The sequence below is a fragment of the Bradyrhizobium sp. S3.2.6 genome (assembly GCF_040546885.1).
Taxonomy (GTDB): Bacteria; Pseudomonadota; Alphaproteobacteria; order Rhizobiales; family Xanthobacteraceae; genus Bradyrhizobium; species Bradyrhizobium cytisi.
Map to the genome: position 1 here is coordinate 41,741 of NZ_JBEPOS010000017.1, position 19,203 is coordinate 60,943.

Annotated in this window: 22 protein-coding genes, 1 tRNA gene and 1 pseudogene; 12 read left to right on the forward strand and 12 right to left on the reverse strand. The window is 63.5% G+C overall.

What is annotated here, in order from left to right; translation table 11 throughout:
* Positions 1–143: 143 nt before the first annotated feature.
* From ABID58_RS25830 to ABID58_RS25845, 4 genes are all read left to right on the forward strand, one after another.
* On the forward strand, positions 144–518 hold the full coding sequence (locus ABID58_RS25830; RefSeq protein ID WP_148755816.1) for a response regulator: 375 nt from the start codon (positions 144–146) through the stop codon (positions 516–518).
* An 89-nt stretch (positions 519–607) separates the two neighbouring features.
* A complete protein-coding gene (locus tag ABID58_RS25835; RefSeq protein WP_354035547.1) occupies positions 608–1,219 on the forward strand; it encodes a LysE family translocator in 612 nt (203 codons plus the stop codon).
* 580 nt (positions 1,220–1,799) lie between these two features.
* Positions 1,800–3,002, forward strand: coding sequence for a GGDEF domain-containing protein (locus ABID58_RS25840; RefSeq protein ID WP_354035548.1), 1,203 nt, complete (start codon positions 1,800–1,802; stop codon positions 3,000–3,002).
* 36 nt (positions 3,003–3,038) lie between these two features.
* A complete protein-coding gene (locus ABID58_RS25845; protein ID WP_354035549.1) occupies positions 3,039–3,659 on the forward strand; it encodes a peptidoglycan recognition protein family protein in 621 nt (206 codons plus the stop codon).
* A gap of 9 nt (positions 3,660–3,668) precedes the next feature.
* Here the strand turns inward: ABID58_RS25845 and ABID58_RS25850 are convergent, their stop codons facing one another.
* The 3 genes from ABID58_RS25850 to ABID58_RS25860 form a co-directional block, all read right to left on the reverse strand.
* On the reverse strand, positions 3,669–4,010 hold the full coding sequence (locus tag ABID58_RS25850; RefSeq protein ID WP_354035550.1) for a hypothetical protein: 342 nt from the start codon (positions 4,008–4,010) through the stop codon (positions 3,669–3,671).
* Positions 4,011–4,197: 187 nt separating this feature from the next.
* On the reverse strand, positions 4,198–5,097 hold the full coding sequence (gene rpoH / locus ABID58_RS25855; RefSeq protein ID WP_148755811.1) for an RNA polymerase sigma factor RpoH: 900 nt from the start codon (positions 5,095–5,097) through the stop codon (positions 4,198–4,200).
* A gap of 219 nt (positions 5,098–5,316) precedes the next feature.
* A complete protein-coding gene (locus ABID58_RS25860; protein ID WP_354035551.1) occupies positions 5,317–6,324 on the reverse strand; it encodes an RluA family pseudouridine synthase in 1,008 nt (335 codons plus the stop codon).
* Here ABID58_RS25860 and ABID58_RS25865 point away from each other — a divergent pair.
* A complete protein-coding gene (locus tag ABID58_RS25865; RefSeq protein ID WP_354035552.1) occupies positions 6,323–6,667 on the forward strand; it encodes a hypothetical protein in 345 nt (114 codons plus the stop codon). The two genes, ABID58_RS25860 and ABID58_RS25865, sit on opposite strands and share 2 nt — an antisense overlap.
* A 57-nt stretch (positions 6,668–6,724) precedes the next feature.
* Positions 6,725–6,799 (forward strand) — tRNA-Glu (locus ABID58_RS25870).
* Between the two features lie 194 nt (positions 6,800–6,993).
* On the opposite strand, the gene ABID58_RS25875 is transcribed toward ABID58_RS25870, so the two are convergent.
* The 3 genes from ABID58_RS25875 to ABID58_RS25885 form a co-directional block, all read right to left on the reverse strand.
* Positions 6,994–7,413, reverse strand: a complete 420-nt coding sequence (locus ABID58_RS25875; protein WP_148755808.1) for a CBS domain-containing protein — start codon at positions 7,411–7,413, stop codon at positions 6,994–6,996.
* Positions 7,414–7,517: 104 nt separating this feature from the next.
* A complete protein-coding gene (locus ABID58_RS25880) occupies positions 7,518–7,988 on the reverse strand; it encodes an aminoacyl-tRNA deacylase (RefSeq protein WP_354035553.1) in 471 nt (156 codons plus the stop codon).
* Between the two features lie 345 nt (positions 7,989–8,333).
* Complete coding sequence (locus ABID58_RS25885) at positions 8,334–9,359, reverse strand: alpha/beta hydrolase (RefSeq protein WP_148755806.1); 1,026 nt, start codon at positions 9,357–9,359, stop codon at positions 8,334–8,336.
* Between the two features lie 287 nt (positions 9,360–9,646).
* On the opposite strand from ABID58_RS25885, the gene ABID58_RS25890 reads away from it, so the two are divergent.
* Both ABID58_RS25890 and ABID58_RS25895 read left to right on the forward strand, forming a co-directional pair.
* Entirely contained in the window at positions 9,647–10,366 is a 720-nt protein-coding gene (locus ABID58_RS25890) for a hypothetical protein (RefSeq protein ID WP_354035556.1), read from the forward strand.
* A 46-nt stretch (positions 10,367–10,412) separates the two neighbouring features.
* On the forward strand, positions 10,413–10,946 hold the full coding sequence (locus ABID58_RS25895) for a 2'-5' RNA ligase family protein (RefSeq protein ID WP_354035557.1): 534 nt from the start codon (positions 10,413–10,415) through the stop codon (positions 10,944–10,946).
* A 191-nt stretch (positions 10,947–11,137) separates the two neighbouring features.
* On the opposite strand, the gene ABID58_RS37405 is transcribed toward ABID58_RS25895, so the two are convergent.
* From ABID58_RS37405 to ABID58_RS25920, 6 genes and pseudogenes are all read right to left on the reverse strand, one after another.
* On the reverse strand, positions 11,138–11,662 hold the full coding sequence (locus ABID58_RS37405) for a hypothetical protein (RefSeq protein ID WP_502916434.1): 525 nt from the start codon (positions 11,660–11,662) through the stop codon (positions 11,138–11,140).
* Positions 11,635–11,713, reverse strand: a pseudogene (locus ABID58_RS25900) (SEC-C metal-binding domain-containing protein); the annotation flags it as partial. The pseudogene ABID58_RS25900 and the gene ABID58_RS37405, both read right to left, overlap by 28 nt.
* A 123-nt stretch (positions 11,714–11,836) precedes the next feature.
* A complete protein-coding gene (locus tag ABID58_RS25905) occupies positions 11,837–12,580 on the reverse strand; it encodes a DUF7986 domain-containing protein (protein ID WP_502916432.1) in 744 nt (247 codons plus the stop codon).
* A gap of 42 nt (positions 12,581–12,622) precedes the next feature.
* Positions 12,623–12,799 (reverse strand): hypothetical protein, encoded by a 177-nt coding sequence (locus tag ABID58_RS25910; RefSeq protein ID WP_354035560.1) that lies wholly within the window; start codon positions 12,797–12,799, stop codon positions 12,623–12,625.
* Positions 12,800–12,819: 20 nt separating this feature from the next.
* The gene (locus ABID58_RS25915) at positions 12,820–13,326 is read right to left on the reverse strand and encodes a YkgB family protein (RefSeq protein WP_354035562.1); all 507 of its coding nucleotides are present in this window, start codon (positions 13,324–13,326) and stop codon (positions 12,820–12,822) included.
* A 42-nt stretch (positions 13,327–13,368) separates the two neighbouring features.
* Positions 13,369–13,905, reverse strand: a complete 537-nt coding sequence (locus ABID58_RS25920) for a carboxymuconolactone decarboxylase family protein (RefSeq protein WP_148755801.1) — start codon at positions 13,903–13,905, stop codon at positions 13,369–13,371.
* Between the two features lie 132 nt (positions 13,906–14,037).
* Here ABID58_RS25920 and ABID58_RS25925 point away from each other — a divergent pair, with 132 nt between their 5' ends.
* The 4 genes from ABID58_RS25925 (at position 14,038) to ABID58_RS25940 (ending at position 19,160) form a co-directional block, all read left to right on the forward strand.
* Positions 14,038–14,997, forward strand: coding sequence for a cupin domain-containing protein (locus ABID58_RS25925; RefSeq protein ID WP_354035564.1), 960 nt, complete (start codon positions 14,038–14,040; stop codon positions 14,995–14,997).
* Positions 14,998–15,819: 822 nt separating this feature from the next.
* Positions 15,820–17,310 carry an amidohydrolase family protein gene (locus ABID58_RS25930; protein WP_354035566.1) on the forward strand — a complete coding sequence of 497 codons (1,491 nt, stop codon included), beginning with the start codon at positions 15,820–15,822 and terminating at the stop codon, positions 17,308–17,310.
* A gap of 3 nt (positions 17,311–17,313) precedes the next feature.
* Entirely contained in the window at positions 17,314–18,243 is a 930-nt protein-coding gene (locus ABID58_RS25935) for a CobW family GTP-binding protein (RefSeq protein ID WP_354035568.1), read from the forward strand.
* 44 nt (positions 18,244–18,287) lie between these two features.
* Positions 18,288–19,160 carry an urea carboxylase-associated family protein gene (locus tag ABID58_RS25940; protein ID WP_354035570.1) on the forward strand — a complete coding sequence of 291 codons (873 nt, stop codon included), beginning with the start codon at positions 18,288–18,290 and terminating at the stop codon, positions 19,158–19,160.
* Positions 19,161–19,203 lie beyond the last annotated feature (43 nt).

Below are 19,203 nucleotides of genomic sequence, written 5' to 3' on the forward strand. Positions count from 1 at the left end.
GCGGTCGGCGCGTCCCCGGGCGGAAGCGCTGCAATCCCAGATGCAACTTCAATGTACATATTTTCAGTATGGAACCGAACCATATCGCCTCTCGCGTTCTTAACCCAGGTTAGTTAGAGCGGATGCGAGCATGGAGCAGCCAAATGGCACAGGCCCAGCCATATCAAGCGACCGCATTGATCGTTGAGGACGACGCCATGCAGCGGGAGATGCTCTGTCTCCTGCTGGAAGAAAGCGGGTACCAGGTCATCCAATGCGAAAGCGCGGAAGCGGCCGAGCTTGTGCTTGACAAGAGTGCCGGTGCGCTCTGCCTGATGCTGACCGACGTGCAGCTCGCCGGCCGTATGAACGGCGTTGAGCTCGCGCACGTCGCCAAGGACCGCAATCCGAAGCTCGACGTCGTCGTCACTTCGGGCCGCCCCCTGATGCAGCCCCTGCCTGACGGCGCAAAGTTCTGGGCCAAGCCATGGGCGCCGCTCGACGTCCTGCGCGAAGCCGAGATCGCCCAGCTGAACTGAGACACATTCGCGCTTTGGCTTCCTGTCTGGCGGCGCTGCTGACCGTGTCGTGACTTCTCGGCAAGCGTCAGGGGTGGTAGGGACGAGGTATGTCCTGGTCCTTCCTGCTCACCTCGCTCATCGTTGTCGCCTCGCCCGGCACCGGCGTGCTCTACACGCTGGCGGCCGCACTCACGCACGGCTCGCGCGCCAGCGTCGCGGCGGCCTTCGGTTGCACGCTGGGGATCGTGCCGCACATGATTGCGGCGATGCTTGGCCTCGCCGCCTTGCTGCACACCAGCGCGCTCGCCTTTGCCGCCCTGAAATGGTGCGGCGTGGCCTATCTGCTCTATATGTCCTGGCAGGCGCTGCGCGAAACCGGCGCGCTTGCCGTCGACGATGGGATCAAGGAGCGCTCCAGCGGCCGGATCATCGTCACCGGATTCATGGTCAACATCCTCAACCCAAAGCTCTCGATCTTCTTCCTCGCCTTCCTGCCGCAATTCATTGCGGCGGACGAGGCTTCCGTGCTGGCGCGGATGCTGGAGTTGAGCGGCGCGTTCATGGCGATGACCTTTGCGGTGTTCGTCGTCTACGGCTTCTGCGCGGCGTCGGTGCGCGAGCGCGTCATCTCCCGTCCAGGTGTGATGGCCTGGCTGCGCCGCTCCTTTGCGGCTGGCTTTGCCCTGTTGGGCGCCAAGCTCGCGTTCGCCGAGCGGTAGCCAATAAAAAAGCGGGCCTCGCGCCCGCTACCTTCAGCCTCACCCGGAGCCCGGGCGGAGCGAGGCTCCACCCGGGCGAAATGAAAAGAAGCTGCGTTACTTCTTCTTCGCCTTCTTGGCCTTTTTCTTCGTCGCCTTCTTCGCCTTCTTCGCTTTCTTAGCCATAGGATCCTCTTAAGGGTTAATGGTGAAACGCGACACGAGGAACGCTCGGCGGAGGGCCAGCCTCGCAACATCCTCGACGACAAGCTCAGCAGATTCGCGGGGCGCTGCCTCGCGCTGTCACATCCGTGTCATCCCGTTATCCACAGCTCAGATGCATTTTTGGGTGATTTTGGTCCGCGAATCCGCTTCGCGAAGCGCGATCGACTGATCGCGCGATGCGCCGGTGACGTACCTAACGATCTGATAATCGAGACGCGGCGTTCATGAATCCAAAACCAAGGGCGCGCTTTCGACGATCGCAGTGAGGTTCCGTTAAGCGCACCCGCGCATGATCCTCCGCAAGAACACGGGGACGGGTCATGGACGAACTTCTGCCAGAGACAGGGGGCGGGACGCTGCGCGTATCGCGGGCGTCATGCTGAACGTGCCGACACTCTGGACGGTGTTCGTCGTCAACTTCCTGGCGCTGGGCCTGATCTGGGCCTACGTGATCCGCTCCTATCCCAAATTCGAGGCCGCGCGGTTCTGGATGGCATCGGCCTTCGTCGGCGCGGCGGGGGCGTCGACGGCGCTGGTCCGCCTGTTCGTGATGTCTCCTCTGCCGCTTCTGATCGGGGGCGTCGGCATCATCGCGGCGACCTGCTTCGCCGCGATGGGCATCCAGCGCTTCTACGATCGGCCGGTGTCCTGGCGCGTCATGGCCGCGACCGGTGTCTTGAGCATCTGCGGCGTCGTGTTCTTCAGGTTCGTCTTCGACCACATGCCGCTGCGCATGCTCTGCTACACGATCGGTCAGGCCCTGCCGCTGTTGCTGACGCTCAATCTGCTGCTGTCGCCGCCGGAAGGCCGCGCCAGCCCGGGGGCCCGGCTGTCCGGCATCGTCATCATCACCATGATCGCGATCTTCGTGGCGCGCACGGTCGGCAATCTGCTTGGGGGCGACTTCTCGTCGATCGCCGGCAGCCAGTCCCATGCCATCATGGTGCTGGGGCTCATGTTCCTGTCGATGACGCTCAATTTCGGCTTCCTGCTGATGGCGATGGACCGCTTGCGCAACGAGGTCGCCGACCTCGCGCTGCTCGACGATCTCACCGGAGTAGCCAACCGCCGCCATCTGTTGCAGCGGCTGTCGGAAGAATGCGCCCGCTCGGAGCGCAGCGGCGAGCCGTTCTCGCTGCTGGTGATCGATCTCGACGGCTTCAAGACCATCAACGATACCCATGGCCATGCCGCGGGCGATGCCTGCCTCCAGCACTTCACCCTGATGGCGCAGACGCGCTTGAGGCCTGGCGACATGCTGGCCCGCACCGGCGGCGACGAGTTCTGCGTCGTTCTGCCGTCCTCCTCCTTGCGCGAAGGCGCGCTGATCGCCCGCCGCGTGCTCGAGGTCTGCCGCCAGGATGCCGCCGCCTGCTCCGGCAACGACATCCCGATCGCGATCTCGATCGGCGTTGCGGAATGGGATCGCGGCATCGGCCAATTCCCGGACCGGCTGATCGCCCATGCCGACCACGCCCTCTATGCCGCCAAGAAGAACGGCAAGAACGACTTTGCGGTCTTTGATCCGGCGCCGCCGCTCTCGCCCGAGCCGGTCGAAGCCGCGCGCAAATTCGCTTGAACCCTGCTAGGCTCGGGTCCGTTGTTGGATCCCGATATGCTGTCCCGCCTTGTCGCGGCTATTCTCGCCGCGCTTCTGATCGCTCCCGCCGCCGCAATGGACGCCGAGCTCACAAAGCTCGCGCGCAGCTCCGGCACGCCCGACATTCCCGGGCTGAAGATCGTCTGGCTCGCGCCATGGGGCGATGTCCGTGATGCTCATGCCTGGCGCAACATCATCGTGCACCAGACCGAAGGGCCAACGGGGTCAGCGCACGGCGGCGCCGAGGCGCAGTCGAAGAATCCCACCCGGCGCGGCGTGATGGTCTGGGTCGAGACCGACGGCACGGTATACTGGTCGGTCGCGGACAATCTGGTGCCGACCCACACCGACGGCGCCAATCGCAACGACAACAAGTACGTCGATAACACGGCCACCTATCATCAGGTCGTTCGCGACAATTCGATCGGCGTCGAGTTCGCCGGCAATTATCCCGATGTCACGATCGGTCCGACGGCGGCGCAGGTCGCTGCCTGGAAGATCCTGGTCCAGGTCCTGCGCGCGCGTTACGGCATCCCGCTCGACCACGTCTATGCCCACAACTGGATCGACTTCAAGGACGCGCGCTATTGCGAAGGTTGCTGGCTCGCGACGCTGGCGCGGACGTGGGGGGAGTGACGGTCGAGACTACACCGGCTGCGTCATCCAGCCGAACAAGCGCCGGATCAGTCCCGGCTGCTCCGGCAATTCCGGCGGCCCGTCTGCGGCCAGCACGCGCTTGAGGAAGTAGTCGAGGAACACCATGTCATTCGGCTCAGTGACGGTGAATGTCTCCTCGCCGAAATACACGCTGTAGTTAAAGAAGAACGGCCCGATGATCGGGATCGTCGCGGTCGAGGCATAGTCCTTGGAGATCACGAATTCCGATGGATCGAGCCCGTGGTCGCGCATGGCCTGTTCGACCAGCGGCAGCTTGCGCATGAACTGGGCGGAGAAGCCGCCGACGGTGGATTGCAGGATGATCGACACGATGTGTGCCCGTTCTCTGGATGTGGCCCGGTCATATTGGTCGTCTGACCCGTCGCGTGCGTTCAATATGCCCCGCCGGCGCCTCCCGCGAACATGCTGCAGCTCACACACAATAGAAAAGCCGGCGTTGCCGCCGGCTTTTCGTCTTGTCTCGATCCGCCAATTCGTGGGTCGCGGAAGCCTGCGCTTAGTGCGCGGCTTCCAGCGCGGCCTGTTCGGCCCTTGCGATCGTGCCCTTGACCGCGGACTGCACCTTCTCGAAGGCGCGGACCTCGATCTGGCGGACGCGCTCGCGCGACACGCCGAACTCGGCGGCAAGGTCTTCCAGCGTCATCGGCTCATCGGCGAGGCGACGGGCCTCGAAGATGCGGCGTTCGCGCGGGTTGAGCACGCCCATGGCGCCGTTCAGCGCGTCACGGCGGTGATCATACTCCTCGTGCTCGGCCAGCATGGCTTCCTGGTTGGGCGTATTGTCGACCAGCCAGTCCTGCCATTCGCCGGCTTCGCCGTCGTCGCGGATCGGAGCGTTGAGCGACGCGTCGCCACCGAGGCGGCGGTTCATGTCGATCACGTCCTGATCGGTGACGCCGAGGCGCTTGGCGATGATCTTCACCTGGTCGGGGCGGAGATCGCCTTCGTCCAGCGCGTTGATCTTGCTCTTCGCCTTGCGAAGGTTGAAGAACAGCTTCTTCTGGTTCGCGGTGGTGCCCATCTTCACGAGCGACCAGGAACGCAGGATGTACTCTTGAATCGACGCCTTGATCCACCACATCGCATAGGTGGCGAGACGGAAGCCCTTCTCGGGCTCGAAGCGCTTGACCGCCTGCATCAGGCCGACGTTGCCTTCCGAGACGACCTCGGAGATCGGCAAGCCGTAGCCGCGATAGCCCATGGCGATCTTGGCGACGAGCCGGAGATGGCTGGTCACGAGTTGGTGCGCCGCGTCGCGATCGTCATGCTCGCGCCAACGTTTGGCGAGCATGTATTCCTGCTGGGGTTCCAGCATCGGGAACTTGCGGATCTCGGCGAGGTAGCGAGAGAGGCCGGATTCTCCATTGAGGACCGGCAAAGCAGCGGTACGGGCCATTGTGAAGCCCTCCAGAGGTTCAGGCCCCCGATAGCGGCGGGCCAGGCAGACGACCGCTTGGTTAAAGCCGGTCGTAGCTGCGATGTTCCACGTTGGTCATTTCCAACGCAGGCGCAATATACCCTATCGGGGGTCAAAAAGGGAAGGATTGCTGACGTCACGTCCCCGTGTGGCAGCTATAACTTTTTGTAAGGTAACGGTTTTCTCAAAACCCCTGCGTCATAGCGCCGCTTTTAAAGCGCGCTCCAGGAGAAGCAAATCCTCCGGCAGGCCGGCCTCCCAGTGAAGAAGTTCTCCGGTCCGGGGGTGCTCAAGTACCAGCAAATAAGCATGCAGGGCCTGACGGCCAAGCGCCGTCAAAGCGCCTTGCGACTCCGGTCCGAGCTGGTTCGCCTTGGTCTTGAAATGCGGGCCATAGACCGCGTCGCCCATCAGGGGGTGGCCGATATGGGCGAGGTGGACGCGGATCTGGTGAGTACGTCCGGTCTCGAGCTCGCAGGCCAGCAGCCCCGCGATCGGCTTGCCGTCGCGCCCTGTAAAACTCTCGAGCAGCTCCCAATGCGTCACCGCCTCGCGGCCGCCCTGGCGCACCGCCATCTTCTCCCGCGCATACGGGTGGCGGTCGATTGGCGCGTCGACGGTACCGCGATGGCGGCCGGGTAGCCCCCAGGCGAACGCCATGTAGCCGCGCCGCATCGGCCCGGTGCGGCCATGGTCGGCGAATTGGGCGGTGAGCGAGGCGTGCGCCAGGTCGTTCTTGGCGATCACCATCAGTCCGGTCGTGTCCTTGTCGAGCCGGTGCACGATGCCGGGCCGGCGCACTCCGCCGATCCCCGATAGCGAGGTGCCGCAATGGGCGATCAGCGCGTTCACCAAAGTGCCGGTCTCGTGCCCGGCCGCGGGGTGCACCACCAACCCCCTAGGCTTGTTGATGACGATGATGTCGTCGTCCTCGAACACGATATCGAGGGCGATATCCTCGCCCTTGGGCTCCGGTGGGGCCGCCTCCGGCACGTCGATTATGATCGTATCGCCGGATGCGACGTGATAAGCGGGGTCGCGGACCGCGGTGGCCTTCAAGCTCACGGCACCCGCCAGAATCAGGGTTTTGAGCCTTGATCGCGACAGGTCGGGACGGCGCGCCGCCAGCACGCGGTCGAGCCGGGCCGAGCCCTCGTCGCCTTCGACCGTGACCTCCAACCTTTGCGCTGAGCCTGAGCTATCCATGACGACGTCTGATACCGCTGTTCCCGAACCGACCCCCGAGCAGGCCGCGCTGTTTGCACGGGTGCGGCGGATGATGCTGATCGCGGGGTTGACCTCGGCGCTGGCCATCTGCGCCGTCCTGATCGCGGTGGGCTACCGCCTTTTCAAGTCGGAGGGAAGGGCGACTGATCCCGTGAGCGACATCACCGCCACCCTGCCGAAGGGCGCCAAGATCGTTTCCACCGGGGTCGCCGGCGACCGTCTCGTGGTCACGCTGGATATCGGTGGGGTCATCGAGATCCGCACCTTCGATGCCCACACGCTCAAGCCGGCCGGAAAGCTGAAATTTGCCAATGAGCCGTAAAAGGCCCGTTCGGGTCCTTGCGGCGGACAAATTTCGAGGTTATTGGCTAGCCCTCACGCTCCCTTCGTCTAGCGGTTAGGACGCGGCCCTCTCAAGGCTGAAACAGGGGTTCAATTCCCCTAGGGAGCGCCAAATCCGCGATATTCCAGATCGACGTCCACCCACATCGCCTTGCGTTCAAGCCGGCGTAATGGAAAGCGCTTCGCGCCGGCGCCTTTGTGCCGCGCGATGGTTGCATGTTGAAGGCATAGCTCCTTGAAGGCATAGCTCCAGCCCAGCTCGACGCCTGGTCGAGCGGCGATCGCGAGCGGAGCCCTGGCCGTATTTCAGTGGTGCGCCGAAACGCTCCTGACGGTCTCGGTCAGCAAATCACCTGCCGCGGAATGGCCGACGTCACCCAGACTGATGATGCCGACCATCCGCTTGCTCTTGTTGATCACCGGCAGCCTGCGGACCTGTAGCTTCTCCATATGATGCATCGCCTTTGCGAGGTCATCGTCCTCCCGGCAGCAATGGATGCCCTCGGTCATCACGTCGCGCGCCGTCGCGCGGCCGGCGTCGAAGCTGTGGCTCGCGAGCCCTTTGCAGACGATATCGCGGTCGGTCACCATCCCGACCAGCTTGTCGTCCTCGCCAATCGGAATGCAGCCGATGTCATGCGTCCGCATCAACTTGGCGAGCTCGGTGATTGGGGTGTTGGGGCTGACCCAGTCGACACCCTTGTGCATCACGTCCTTGACTTTCATGGCGAACCTCCGTTCGTGGGTTTCAGGTGCATTGAAGCAATGCAGCGGCGCCCCCAACCCCATCTTCCGAATTGTACGACCGTAACAGGCAGTGTGCGAAATGCTCAATCGTGCGCGCTGAACCGCCCGTGCGGCGCATTGGCCGTCAGGCGCGCGAACTGCGCATGACCCATATGAAGCAGCGTCTCGTGATCGCCGGCTTCGATATAGATGTCCGGCTGTGCCTCGATGCTGTCGTCCACGATGATATCCAATCCGTAGCATTTGCCGACGGCAGGAACCGCACCGTGTGCACAGTCGCTGAACAGCCGATTGATCTCGGTTTCATCGGCCATGTGGAGATTGTCGCCGAGACTTGTCCTCAAGTCCGACAGGCGGAGATGATGCGATGCGGCCAAGATGGCCAGCATGTATCCGCCGTCGCGCCGCAATACGATGCCCTTGGCGAGGCGGTCGCCCGAGATATGGCATGCCTCGGCCGTCCGAGCGGACGTCATGCTGAGCTCGTGCGGTATCACCTCGTATTGGATGTTTTCAGCGGCTAGGTATTTCTGGAGCGTGGGAGCAATGGCCATGACATCACCTCCGATGCGGAATGCAAACCATCCACCGTGAGGGTCATCCCAGCAGACTCTCACCACGCGATGGGCGGCTGCCTGACTATGAATCCAACATAGGTCTTTCATCGGCAAGCCGCAATTCGTTGACGGGCTCTGGCTGCTGTCCTTTGAGCACATGCGAGCATCGCATGCAGGGTTTGCGTCGAGGTTATGTAGCGATTTCAATTACATAAGAGTTCGTAGTTTTATTCTGAATGGCGCGCCATTTGCGTACGAGACCGGGCATTCCGAAACCCAGCCGTTTTTCCGCTTGTAGCCGCAACCAGCGTGCCCACGAGCTTTCGCCGTCCAGGCGCTCTCTTACGCGGTCGTGCCGTCGATCGAGCGGCGGATCACCCGCTGCACTTCCGCATTGGACAGAAACAGATCGTGGTTGATGATGCCCCAGCCTTCCTGCGAGGCATCGACCACGCGCACACCGAGCCGCGCGATGGCGGCCTTCTCGGCGGCGCCGACCCTGGTCATTCCGCCTGCGATCTGTCCCGACAGTGCCAGCGCGCGATCGTTCGTCGCGGCGATCACGGTAATCTTTCCGGCAAGCGGACCGATGCGCTGGATCGCCGACGAGAACACATCCATGTCGATATCAGGCGCGGCAAACACGACCGCGCCGATCTTGCCCGTGACTGTGTCGCCGTATCGCGCATAGAGCTGACGCAGGCTTTCGAGCGTCAGCATGGTTCCCATGCTGTGCGCAACGATGTGCACGCGGCCGCCGCCTGGCGCCGACACCAGCGCAGAGAGCACGCGTTCGAAATCGTCGCGGGACCACATCGCGCTGTCGCGGTCGTAGGCGTAGTCGAATAGTCCTGCCTTGGAGGGCCAGGAGAACACCATGGTCCGGCCGCGAAACTTGATCCCATCGGAGAGATGGGCGCCATCCAGCACCGCCGTCTCGAATGTCTGCTTGAAGCCGTGCACATAGATCAGCACGTCTCCTCCGCCGGCCTGCGCAACGAGATCGCCAACGTCGGCCGACACCGGTTCGACCCGGTCAAGGCGCCAATCGCCAATTCCAACCGACGCGAGAGAAAGACGGCCCTCGTCCGGCGCCACCAGCTTCGCCCGCGCGACTGTCATGGTCGTGGCGCGCTCCGGCCCGAACCAGGGTTTCGTGCGACCGCCGTTCACGGGCTTGCGCGTGGTGGTGACAAGCAATGTGGGGTCAGCCGAGAGGGACGACGCGTCGAAGCGCGCGCCGGCCGCACTCAGGCCGGCGCATCCGCCGAGCGCGAGGGCGCTTCCCGCCGACAAAATTCCGCCGAGGAGCGCGCGGCGCGAAATGGAATGACAGGAGTCGCGTTGCAGAATACGTCGGACGATCACACGGAACCTTTGGAACTTTGCCCACCGTAGCGCCACCCCGCCTAGCTCACTGAATGACAATGGGGGCGAGAAGACGGCGGAGCAGCTTCACGGCAGGTTGCATGGGTTCGAAACCGATCCTTCGTAGTGGCTGACCGAGATACGAGCGGCTCGGAAAATTTCCACTTGAAACTCCCGATCATCAGCCTTTGAATCCCGGCAAGATGGCGTGTGGCAGGGCTTTCGTAGCTCGTTTTTCCCGGAATGGCGGGCTGGTCGTGGTTTGCAGCGGATTTGGTTGAGTCACCATGAGCCGGAAGAATAAGGTTCCCCTTGCTGATCGCGTCGTCAGGTCGGCTGAGGCCTCGCTTGCCGCCCGGCACTTTGCAAGTGCCATCGATATTCTCGTCGGGATCGGATGGCTTGACCCTGGAGCGGCGGAGCGTTGGCGCCGTGGCCAGGTCGACTGCCTTGAGGAGGCTATCCCGACCGATCCGGCGCGCGTCTCGGAAGCCATGCGGCTGTTCCGGTCTTGGGCGACCGCGCAGGGACTGCTCGCAAACCCGACGGAATATGTCGCGCGTACGCCGCGTCGCCAACCGCTCCGATTCAGCCGCAGCGGTGATCCGGCTCTCGAGGAGTCGTACCGCACACATTGGGTGTCGCCGGAGCTTTCCGAGAAGAAGCGCGAGCGCCTGGCGGAAAAGGTGAGCCGTGCCCCGGAGCTGGTCGTTGTTCAACCGTTGAAAGCGGACTGGACATGCCATCGGTGCGGCGGCACCGGCGATCTCCTGATGATGGAGACGCCCGGCCCGGCATGCTTGCGCTGCGCTGGCCTCGACGATCTCGAATTTCTTCCCGCGGGCGAGGCTCTGCTGACGCGGCGCGCCAAGGCGAGGAGCACCCGATATGCCGTCGTCGTACGCTTCAGCAAGACCCGCCGCCGCTACGAACGACAGGGGCTGCTGGTCGAGCCCCAGGCCGCAGCGGATGCGGCCCGACCAACTCCCGCGGCCGGAGGCGGCTGATGGCCGGCAGCACTCTGCGTCCCCGCTTCGCCCGTCGGGTAAGCCGGTGGCGTTAGCGATCAACATCCGAGCCGACAACGGTTCAGCCGGGGAGATCGAGCGGCTGTGGGATCACGTCGCTGCGTTCGAAGCCGAGCCGTCGATGCGTGCGCTCGGCTACCGGCCGCATCTTACATTTGCGATCTACGATGCGCCTGAGATCGACGAGAAAACCGCATGGGGCGCGATGCGGGCCGCTGTCGCCGACGAGGCGCAGTTGCGCATCGAGTTCAAACGACTTCGTTGGTTCGAAGGCTCGCCGTTCGTTCTCTGGGCGGAGCCGATCTCCAATGCGGCGCTAACCCGCATCCACAGCTCCATCAGCGCCGCAATCGACCCGGCGCATTGCCGTCCGCATTACCGGCCGGGAACATGGACCCCGCACTGCACGCTCGGCATGCATATCGCCGACGAACGGCGCAACGATGCGATTGCCTTTGCTCAGGCGTTCGATCGCAGCATCGAAGTGATGTTCGACGTGGTGGATTGCGTTGCGTTTCCGCCTGTACGGATCGTCGCCGAGCGGAGATTGGCGCAGTAGTTGGTTGTCGCCTCACAACCGGGCGACAATTTTTCCCTCGTCGCGACGACCCGCGACCTCCGGGCCTTGGCCCGGAGCTTTTGACTGCGCGGAGAACCTGGGGAGCTGCACGTTGTTCACCTCGTCCCCTGAAGGTTGGGACCGAAGTCGATTCCTCGAGGGCGCGCCATTTCGAGGCGTTGACGCGCCGATCAGGTCGACCGGCGCCACCCTTCTGCGGTCAAAGCTTCGAGCTCAGCGAAATAGCCCTCATTCGGATCGTGGCCGGACGTGGTGTCCAGGTCGTCGCCGTCCGATTTGATGCCGCGCATCAGATCGTTGATGTGTCCGGCAAGCACAGAGCCGATCGCATGTATGGCTTCGTGACGATCGAGCCCTTCGGACATCAATCGCTGCGCGGTTCCTCGCACCGGCAGCTCGGCATCCGCAATCTGGCTCTCGACAACGGCGTGAATGACAGCGTGCAATTTCTCCCGCGGGAGGCGGATGCCAGCATGTCGATGATACGCCAGTACGAGATCGATCCGCTCTTCTTCTTCCAGCGCAAGCCACCGATCCGGGGGTGGCTCCACGAATGGATCATATCGCCAGGTCGCGCCTTTCTCTTGCTCGATCGCTGTTCGGGAAACGTCGCGCGCTTGCGGATCAGCTCGCTGCAATCCGGACGACGGCTCGTCCAGGCGTTGTGAATTGAGGCAGCACTTCTTGAATTTCATGCCGCTGCCGCAGGGGCAGGGGTCGTTTCGTCCGACACTTCTCTGAGGATTGACCATGGAGCACGCCTTCACACATCCTGCCCGAGCGACCCCGCAATATCGCTCCGCCGGGTGAACCGAGAGCCTCAGATCAGCGAGTTCTTCGACTAGAGGCCATTGAATGAATCAACCAGCTCAGCCGGGCTCGACGTAGGCCAGGCGATCCATGACGCCGTCGGCCAACCCCACCTTGTATACGGCTTCCGCAAAACGTCTGTCGTCGGCGACCTGGCTCAGCTTGGTGTCGGCCACGCGCCGCGGCAGCATCATGCAGATCGGTTCGAGCATATTGATCTCGAAGGGTACGTAGACGCCGGCGGTCATCGAGAACGTCTCGACGGTGAGCAGCCGGGTCGCGAATAATTGTCCGTCGTCGATCGAATGCTCGAGCCCGACGTCGATCAGCCATACCTTGGAATTCCGAAGGATATCGGTTGCGATCAGGCCTATCGTGTCGTGACGTCGCTCGACCATGAGTATCGCAAATTGCGAGGCGCGCATCGCCTCCAGCATTCGCCGCTCGTCAGACTGCGCTTCGAACCTGGCCGATTTCGCATAGCGATCGATCGCGCGGGAACGATCGGCCGGTGCGGTGTAGATCGCCAAGTCATAGATATAATAGGTCTCGTCCGGGTCTTCGAGAGCCAATGTCCTCCCTTGCGCCAATCCCAGGCGACGTGCACGATCCAGCAGCGTGTCATCAGATATCGACTTGAACACCTCGCCATGAAGGCGTTTCGAGATTTCCCGCAGGTGAAGATAGCGGGCGAGAAGATCATCGCGTGTCGAGCGACATTCGCCGCCCCAGGGTAGCGTTAATTGCCGTTGAGTGTGGAGCAACGCCATGGAACTCTCCGGAGGCGGAATATTGCTCCGCATGATAAGCGCTGTTCACCGATTCGCGGAGTGAGAATCTCCCGATCAACCGTAAGCCGCGATCTTCTTGATTCGCCGTGCGAGCGCGTCTTCTGCGGTTTCGAGATCGAAGCGTGTCTGAATGTTCATCCGGAACACGGCGCCAGTCTTGAAAAATTTGTCGAGCCGCGGCGCAGTGTCTACCGTGACGGCAGGCCCGCCGAGCGAACGGACCGCCGCCACCGAATGATAGATCCCAAACCCTATTGCCGCATCAGCCGCACCACATCCTGCCTCAGCAGATAGAACGACACCGCCAGCAGGACGACGTCCATCATCAGGAAGGGGACGTTGCCGGTCATCGCGGGGAATCCTCCCGCAGCGACGTCCCAGCCATCCGGCATGAACGGAATGATCGTGACCGTCGCGATGAAGGTACCGGTCGAGCCGAGGGCGCCGAGGACACCGAGCCGCGTGTTCCAGAAGCCGGCGAGCAACAGCGTCCCAAACGTCCACTCCGAAGCGCCAAGGAAATAGCTGGCGCCCGCGTGACCGAAGACGGGATAGAGCCACCAGATTAGCGGCCCGTTGCTGATGAACGGGACCAGTCGCTCGAATTCATACGGGAACCACTTCTGGTAACCGAAGAAGAGAAACATGATCACCATCGACGCTCGAACGACGTGGTAGTCGAGATCCTTCGCAAGCAGGCCGGACTTTTGCAGTGCGCGGACAAACGGATTTTGCATGTTGCTGGTTATCGCGGTCATTGTCGTGATCCTTTCATTCAAGATCTGACTGGCGCAGTCGCTTCAGGCGAGCGCGGGAAAGTCGATCTCGGTGTCGTTGATGCGGTTGAACACGTTGGTGAAGACGGTGGTCGCGAAGGCAAGGCTGATCTCGACGAGTTGCGCGTCGGTGTAGCCGGCAGCCTTGATCGCGGCGAAATCCGCGTCGCTGACAGTGCCACTGGATTGCGCGAGCTTGCGGACGAAGCGGATCAGCGCATCGCGCTTGTCATCGCCGGTCGCCCGGCGCTCGCGGATCTTCTTCAACTCGTCGGGCTTCAGGCCCGCGAGTTTTCCAAGCAGGCTGTGCGCGGCGACGCAGTAGTCGCAGCCGGCGACCTCGGAGATGGCAAGCTTGATGGTTTCCTGGTCGCGCTTCGCGAGCGTGCCCGACGCGAGCACGCTGTCGGCAAGCAGGATGGCCTTGAGCGCGTCCGGCCCATGGGCGCCGATCGCGGCAAAGGTGTTGGGCACGCTACCGATCGCCTTCTTGATCTGAGCATAGATTTCAGCGGTCGCGCCGGTTGCGGAGTCGATACGGGGAACGGAAAGACGGGACATGGTGCCACTCCTTGGTTCGGGTTGGTGAACGATTGCGGAGTGACAATAGGGTCGCGAACTGATACTTTGAATGTCAATAAATCTCGATTATATGCTCAAACGTCTCGAGATGAGATGGTCTTAGGAGACCGCATGGATTGGCTGAGCCGGCTGTTCGAGATGATGCCCGTGCGCGGACGGCTCGACCTGCGCTGCGCCTACGGCGCGCCGTGGCGCATCGACCAGGGGCCGGGCGAGCCGAACGAAATTCCGTATCACGCCGTGCTTGCCGGCTCGGCGATGCTGGACGATCCGGCGGGGGGCCGGCCGCTCAAGCTTAAGCCCGGCGACATCCTGCTGCTTCCGGGCAATCCCCGACACGTCATGCACGATGGCAGCGGGGCCGTGCCGCTGCCGGCGCGCAATCGCGCATCTCTCAATTTCACGATCAGCGAAAATCCCGGCTCGGAGGAACGGCTCGATCTGTTGTGCGGACACTTTGCCATCGCGCCGCCGCATGACCGCCTGCTTCGTAGCTATCTGCCACCGCGCCTCGTCGTGCATGCCGGCTCTGACGCTGGCGACAGAGACACGGCGGGGCAACTCGCCGGTCTCGTCGCCTTGATGCGCAGCGAGTCCGCAGGCGATCGCCTCGGTGGACGTGCGATGTTGAACGCGCTGTCGAGCGCGATGTTCGCGCTGGTGCTGCGGCTCGCCAGCCTGACGGACGACGCGCCACGCGGTCTGCTTGCATTGGCCGGTCATCCGCGTCTCGCGCCGGCGGTAGCCGCCCTGTTCAAGGAGCCGGCGCGCGCATGGTCGCTGCCCGAGCTGGCGCGTCTGTGCGGCATGTCGCGAGCGACGCTCGCGCGGCAATTCCAGGAGAAGCTCGGGCGCTCAGCCGCTGATCTCCTGACCGATATCCGGATGGCGCTCGCCGCGAACGAACTGAAGAAATCTTCGCTTTCGACGGGCGCCGTGGCGGAAGCTGTCGGGTATCAATCCGAAGCGGCGTTCCAGCGCGCCTTCAAGAGCCACATGGGCATCACGCCGGCTCAGTGGCGCAAAAGCGGGGAACTCAGCGGGGAGGCTCCCGAAAGGCCTGCAGCTTGATCCGGTTCGGCCGCACCAGCGTGCAGTCGGACGAAACAGTAAACCCGCTGTCAAGCTGCCTCGTCGAAAATATTCCACTTTACCGAAATTCGGAAATGTCGTATGTGTCGGCCATCCCAGCCCACAAAAGGGGCGGTCGTACGTCGTCACGAAACGCGGGCTGGGTTGCGGTGGACGCGGGCGGCGTCAAGGCGGAATCGAGCGTGCAGGGCGAGATGAACCTCGTGAGCATGGCGCGAACCGCGTCGACGAACGGGCCCATACTTGCGGAGTTGTTGGCAGAGCAGGACCGTATCCTGCGAAGCCTCCTGGCGAAGCAGGATGCCTGCGTACGGCGAAACCGTGTGGTCCTGGCCGTCGTCGCTACGGTCAAGCGTTTGCGAAGGCGTCATCGCGTCAACCGGCGCGATGGTCGTGAATTTCGCGATCGCGACGGAGGCAAAAGGAATTCGTCTCCGGGGAGAGCGCGCATAAGCCGTCAGACCATCGCGCAGGGAAGGCCGAGTTTCGGTTGCCCTGTGTCTCCCCTGTGCATTGCGTGTGCATCATTTTCGCATGGGGGTTTTATGGGTGCCAGCCGGCGCCCGGTCTTCCCTGCGCCCTTTTCCGTCAGGACGAGGGTGTGAAGAGGAGCGCATAGCTCGGGCAAAACATGCCGCGAGGACGAGAACGCGCGTCCGGACCTCCCATGCAAGCATGATGCATCGGCATCCTCGGAGGTGGTCGTTGTTGCCAGAATCTGCCTCTATGTGACCGAACCTGCCTCCGAAGCTGCTGCCGGGCCTTCGGAGGTTCTGGCATTCTGCTTTCGGGAGTGACGATATGAGCGGTTTGGTGATCTCTGGCGGCCGGGTGGTGGATCCGGCGAGCGGAATGGACGCCATCGGCGACGTGGCGGTGGTGGACGGCAGGATCGCCGCCGTCGGCTCCTCGCTCGGCGGCGCCGAGCGGGTGATCGATGCGACCGGGCTCGTGGTTGCGCCCGGCTTCATCGATTTGCACGCCCATGGCCAGTCGATCCCGGCCGACCGCATGCAGGCCTTCGACGGCGTCACGACGACGCTCGATCTCGAGGCCGGCGTGCTGCCGGTCGCCTCCTGGTATGAGCGCCAGGCCCGGAAGGGCCGGGTGCTGAACTATGGCGCCGCCACCAACTGGGCGTTTGCGCGCATCGGCGCGATGACGGGCTCCAACGCGGAGAGCTCGCTCGAAGCGTTCGGCAACGCCATGCGCGATCGCCGCTGGATGGACAACGTCGCAACCGATGCGGAGGTCGCCGGCATCCTCGAACGCCTCGCGCGCGGACTGAACGAGGGCGGTATCGGCATTGGCATCCTGAACGCCTATGCGCCGGGCGCCGGCGTGCAGGAGCTGACCGCGGTGTGCCAGCTCGCCGCGAAGCAGAACGTGCCGACCTTCACCCATGTGGCCTACATGTCGCGCATCGACCCTGAAAGCGCGGCGGAGGCCTATATCCGCCTGATCGGCTATGCCGGTGCCACCGGCGCGCACATGCACATCTGCCATTTCAACTCGTCCAGCAAGACCGACATCGAACGCTGCCGCGTGCTGATCGAGAAGGCGCAGGCCCAGGGCCTGCCGATCACGGTCGAGGCTTACCCCTACGGCACCGGCTCGACCGTGCTGGCGGCCGCCTTCTTCAGCGATCCCGAGTTCGTCGAGCGCAACGGCACCGGCTACGACTCCGTGCAGCGCGTGACCGACGGCTATCGCTTCCACGACCGCGAGGAGCTGCTCAAGGCGCAAGCCGAGGAGCCGTCCTCGCTGGTGCTCTGGCACATCCTCGACACCGAGAACAATGCGCATCATCGCGACCTTCTCGACATGTCGGTGCTCTATCCCGGCGGCGCGATCGCATCCGATGCGATGCCGTGGACGCTGCCGGACGGCACCACCTACAAGGGCGATGCCTGGCCGCTGCCCGATGACGCCACCTCGCATCCGCGCTCGGCCGGCTGCTTCACAAAATTCATCCGCGAATGGGTGCGCGAGCGCAAGGCCGTGTCGCTGCTCGAAGGCGTGCGCAAATGCGCGCTGATCCCCGCAGAGATCCTGTCGACGAGCACACCGGCGATGCGGGCCAAGGGCAGGCTCACGAAGGATGCCGATGCCGATATCGTCGTGTTCGACTATGAGAAGCTCTCGGACCGCGCGACCTTCACGGCGATGAACCGTCCGTCCGAAGGCGTCCGCCATCTCGTCGTCAGCGGCCAGCCGCTGATCAGCGACGGCATTCTGGATGTGACCGCGCGGCCCGGTAAGCCCGTCCGCCGGCCCGTCGTCGAGAGCTGAGCCATGCCGGTCCCCATTCTCCTGGTCACGGGCTTTCTGGGGGCAGGCAAGACGACGGTCGTCAACCATCTGCTGGCAAACGCGGACGGACGGCGCATCGCCGCAATCGTCAATGATTTCGGCGCGATCAACATCGATGCGGAGCTGATCGCGGGCGCGAGCGACGGCGTGGTCAGCCTTGCCAATGGCTGCATCTGCTGTTCGCTCGAAGGCGATTTGTTGCGCACGCTCTCGACGCTGCTGCGGCGTGATCCGAAGCCGGAGTACATCGTGATCGAAACCAGCGGCGTCGCCGATCCCGCCGACATCGTGCGCAATCTGCTGGACCCCGTGATCCTGCGCGAGGCGCCGCTGGAAACCGTGCTCTGCGTGATGGACGCGGCGACGCCGCCGGCCGCCCTGGACGACGCGCTGATGCGATCGCAGTTGCGCGTCGCTGATATCGTGGCGTTGAGCAAGCTCGATCTGGCGGACGAGGAGGCGGGGGAGCGGATACGCAATGCTATCCGCGCGCTACGCTCACCTGCCGTGGTGGTCGACGCGCGGCATGGTGAAATTCCCGCAGCATTGTTGTTTCCCGCGAGCACCGAGCGCACGCCGGCACGGCGCGAGCCGGGGCCGAAACGGCCGGCAGAAGAACGCTTCGAGACGCTGAGCTGGACCTCCGACCGGCCGCTCTCGCTGCCGCGCCTGCAGCAGGCGATCGGCAAGCTGGCACCGAAGCTTGCGCGCGCGAAAGGCCTGTTCGAGACGATCGAGCAGCCCGGACGTCTGATGGTATTTCACTTCGCCGGCGGCCGGGCGACGCTGGCGCCGGGCGATGCGCCGACGCCAGGCGTGCCGCGCGCACGGATCGTCTTCATCGCCGAGCTCGGGGTGCTATCGAAAGCCGAGCTCGACGGAATCATGGAGGGGTGCGTTGCGAGCGGCTGAGGTGAGGCGATAGGATGGATTGCAGTCACAGGGATGAGCCTTGCATGTCGCCCAAAATCGCACCCGCAGACGCCGCTTCGCGCCGCGCCGCCAAACCGACGATCGTCTATCCGGCGGGCACAATGCGCGGGCCCGACATGGCGGCGCTCGAGCAAGCGCGCAGCACGATGGTCAAGACGCGCGAGCTCACCGTGCCGCCTCGCGACGCCAGGACATTTCGCGTGGCGCGCGGCCAGTTCTTCCGCATCGTCAGCATCGAAGGCCCTCAGGTCGGCGACCTCAATCTCTGGAACGCGGACGATCTCTCCGAGCGTTTCTTCAGTGGCAAGACGCGGGCGCTTTATGGCACGCATGTCGGCGCCGGCGACCGGCTCTGGAGTAACATGCCCTATCTTCGGCCGATGGCGACCATCAGTCACGACACGCTCGGCTGGTATGGTTTCGACGAGGACGGCGCCGGCATTCACGATGTCATCGGCACGCGCTGCGATCGCTACACCAATCTGTTGCTCAACGGCGGCAGCTATGATTTCTGCTGCCATTCCAACCTGTGCCGCGCGCTTGCCGCCGAGCTGACGATGGAGCCACACGCGGTCGAGCATCACGTCCACGACGTGCTCAACGTCTTCATGTGCACCGGCTTCACCAGGGACACGCACCAATATTTCATGAAGGCAAGCCCCGTCCGTCCCGGCGACTTCATCGAGTTCTTCGCGGAGATCGATCTGCTCGGCGCGTTGTCGGCCTGTCCCGGTGGAGACTGTAGCGCAACCCATTCCAGCGACGCTGCGGCATGCCATCCGCTCAAGATCGAGATCTTTGAGCCGGACCGAGCGACACTGAAGGCCTGGAGCTGGCCGTCGCCAAGTGGATATCACCGCGGCCACGGAGCGTCTTCCACGCACAAGAGCCTCTGATCCGTCTGATCACGGAGAAAAGTAAGCTGCGACTACGTCGACT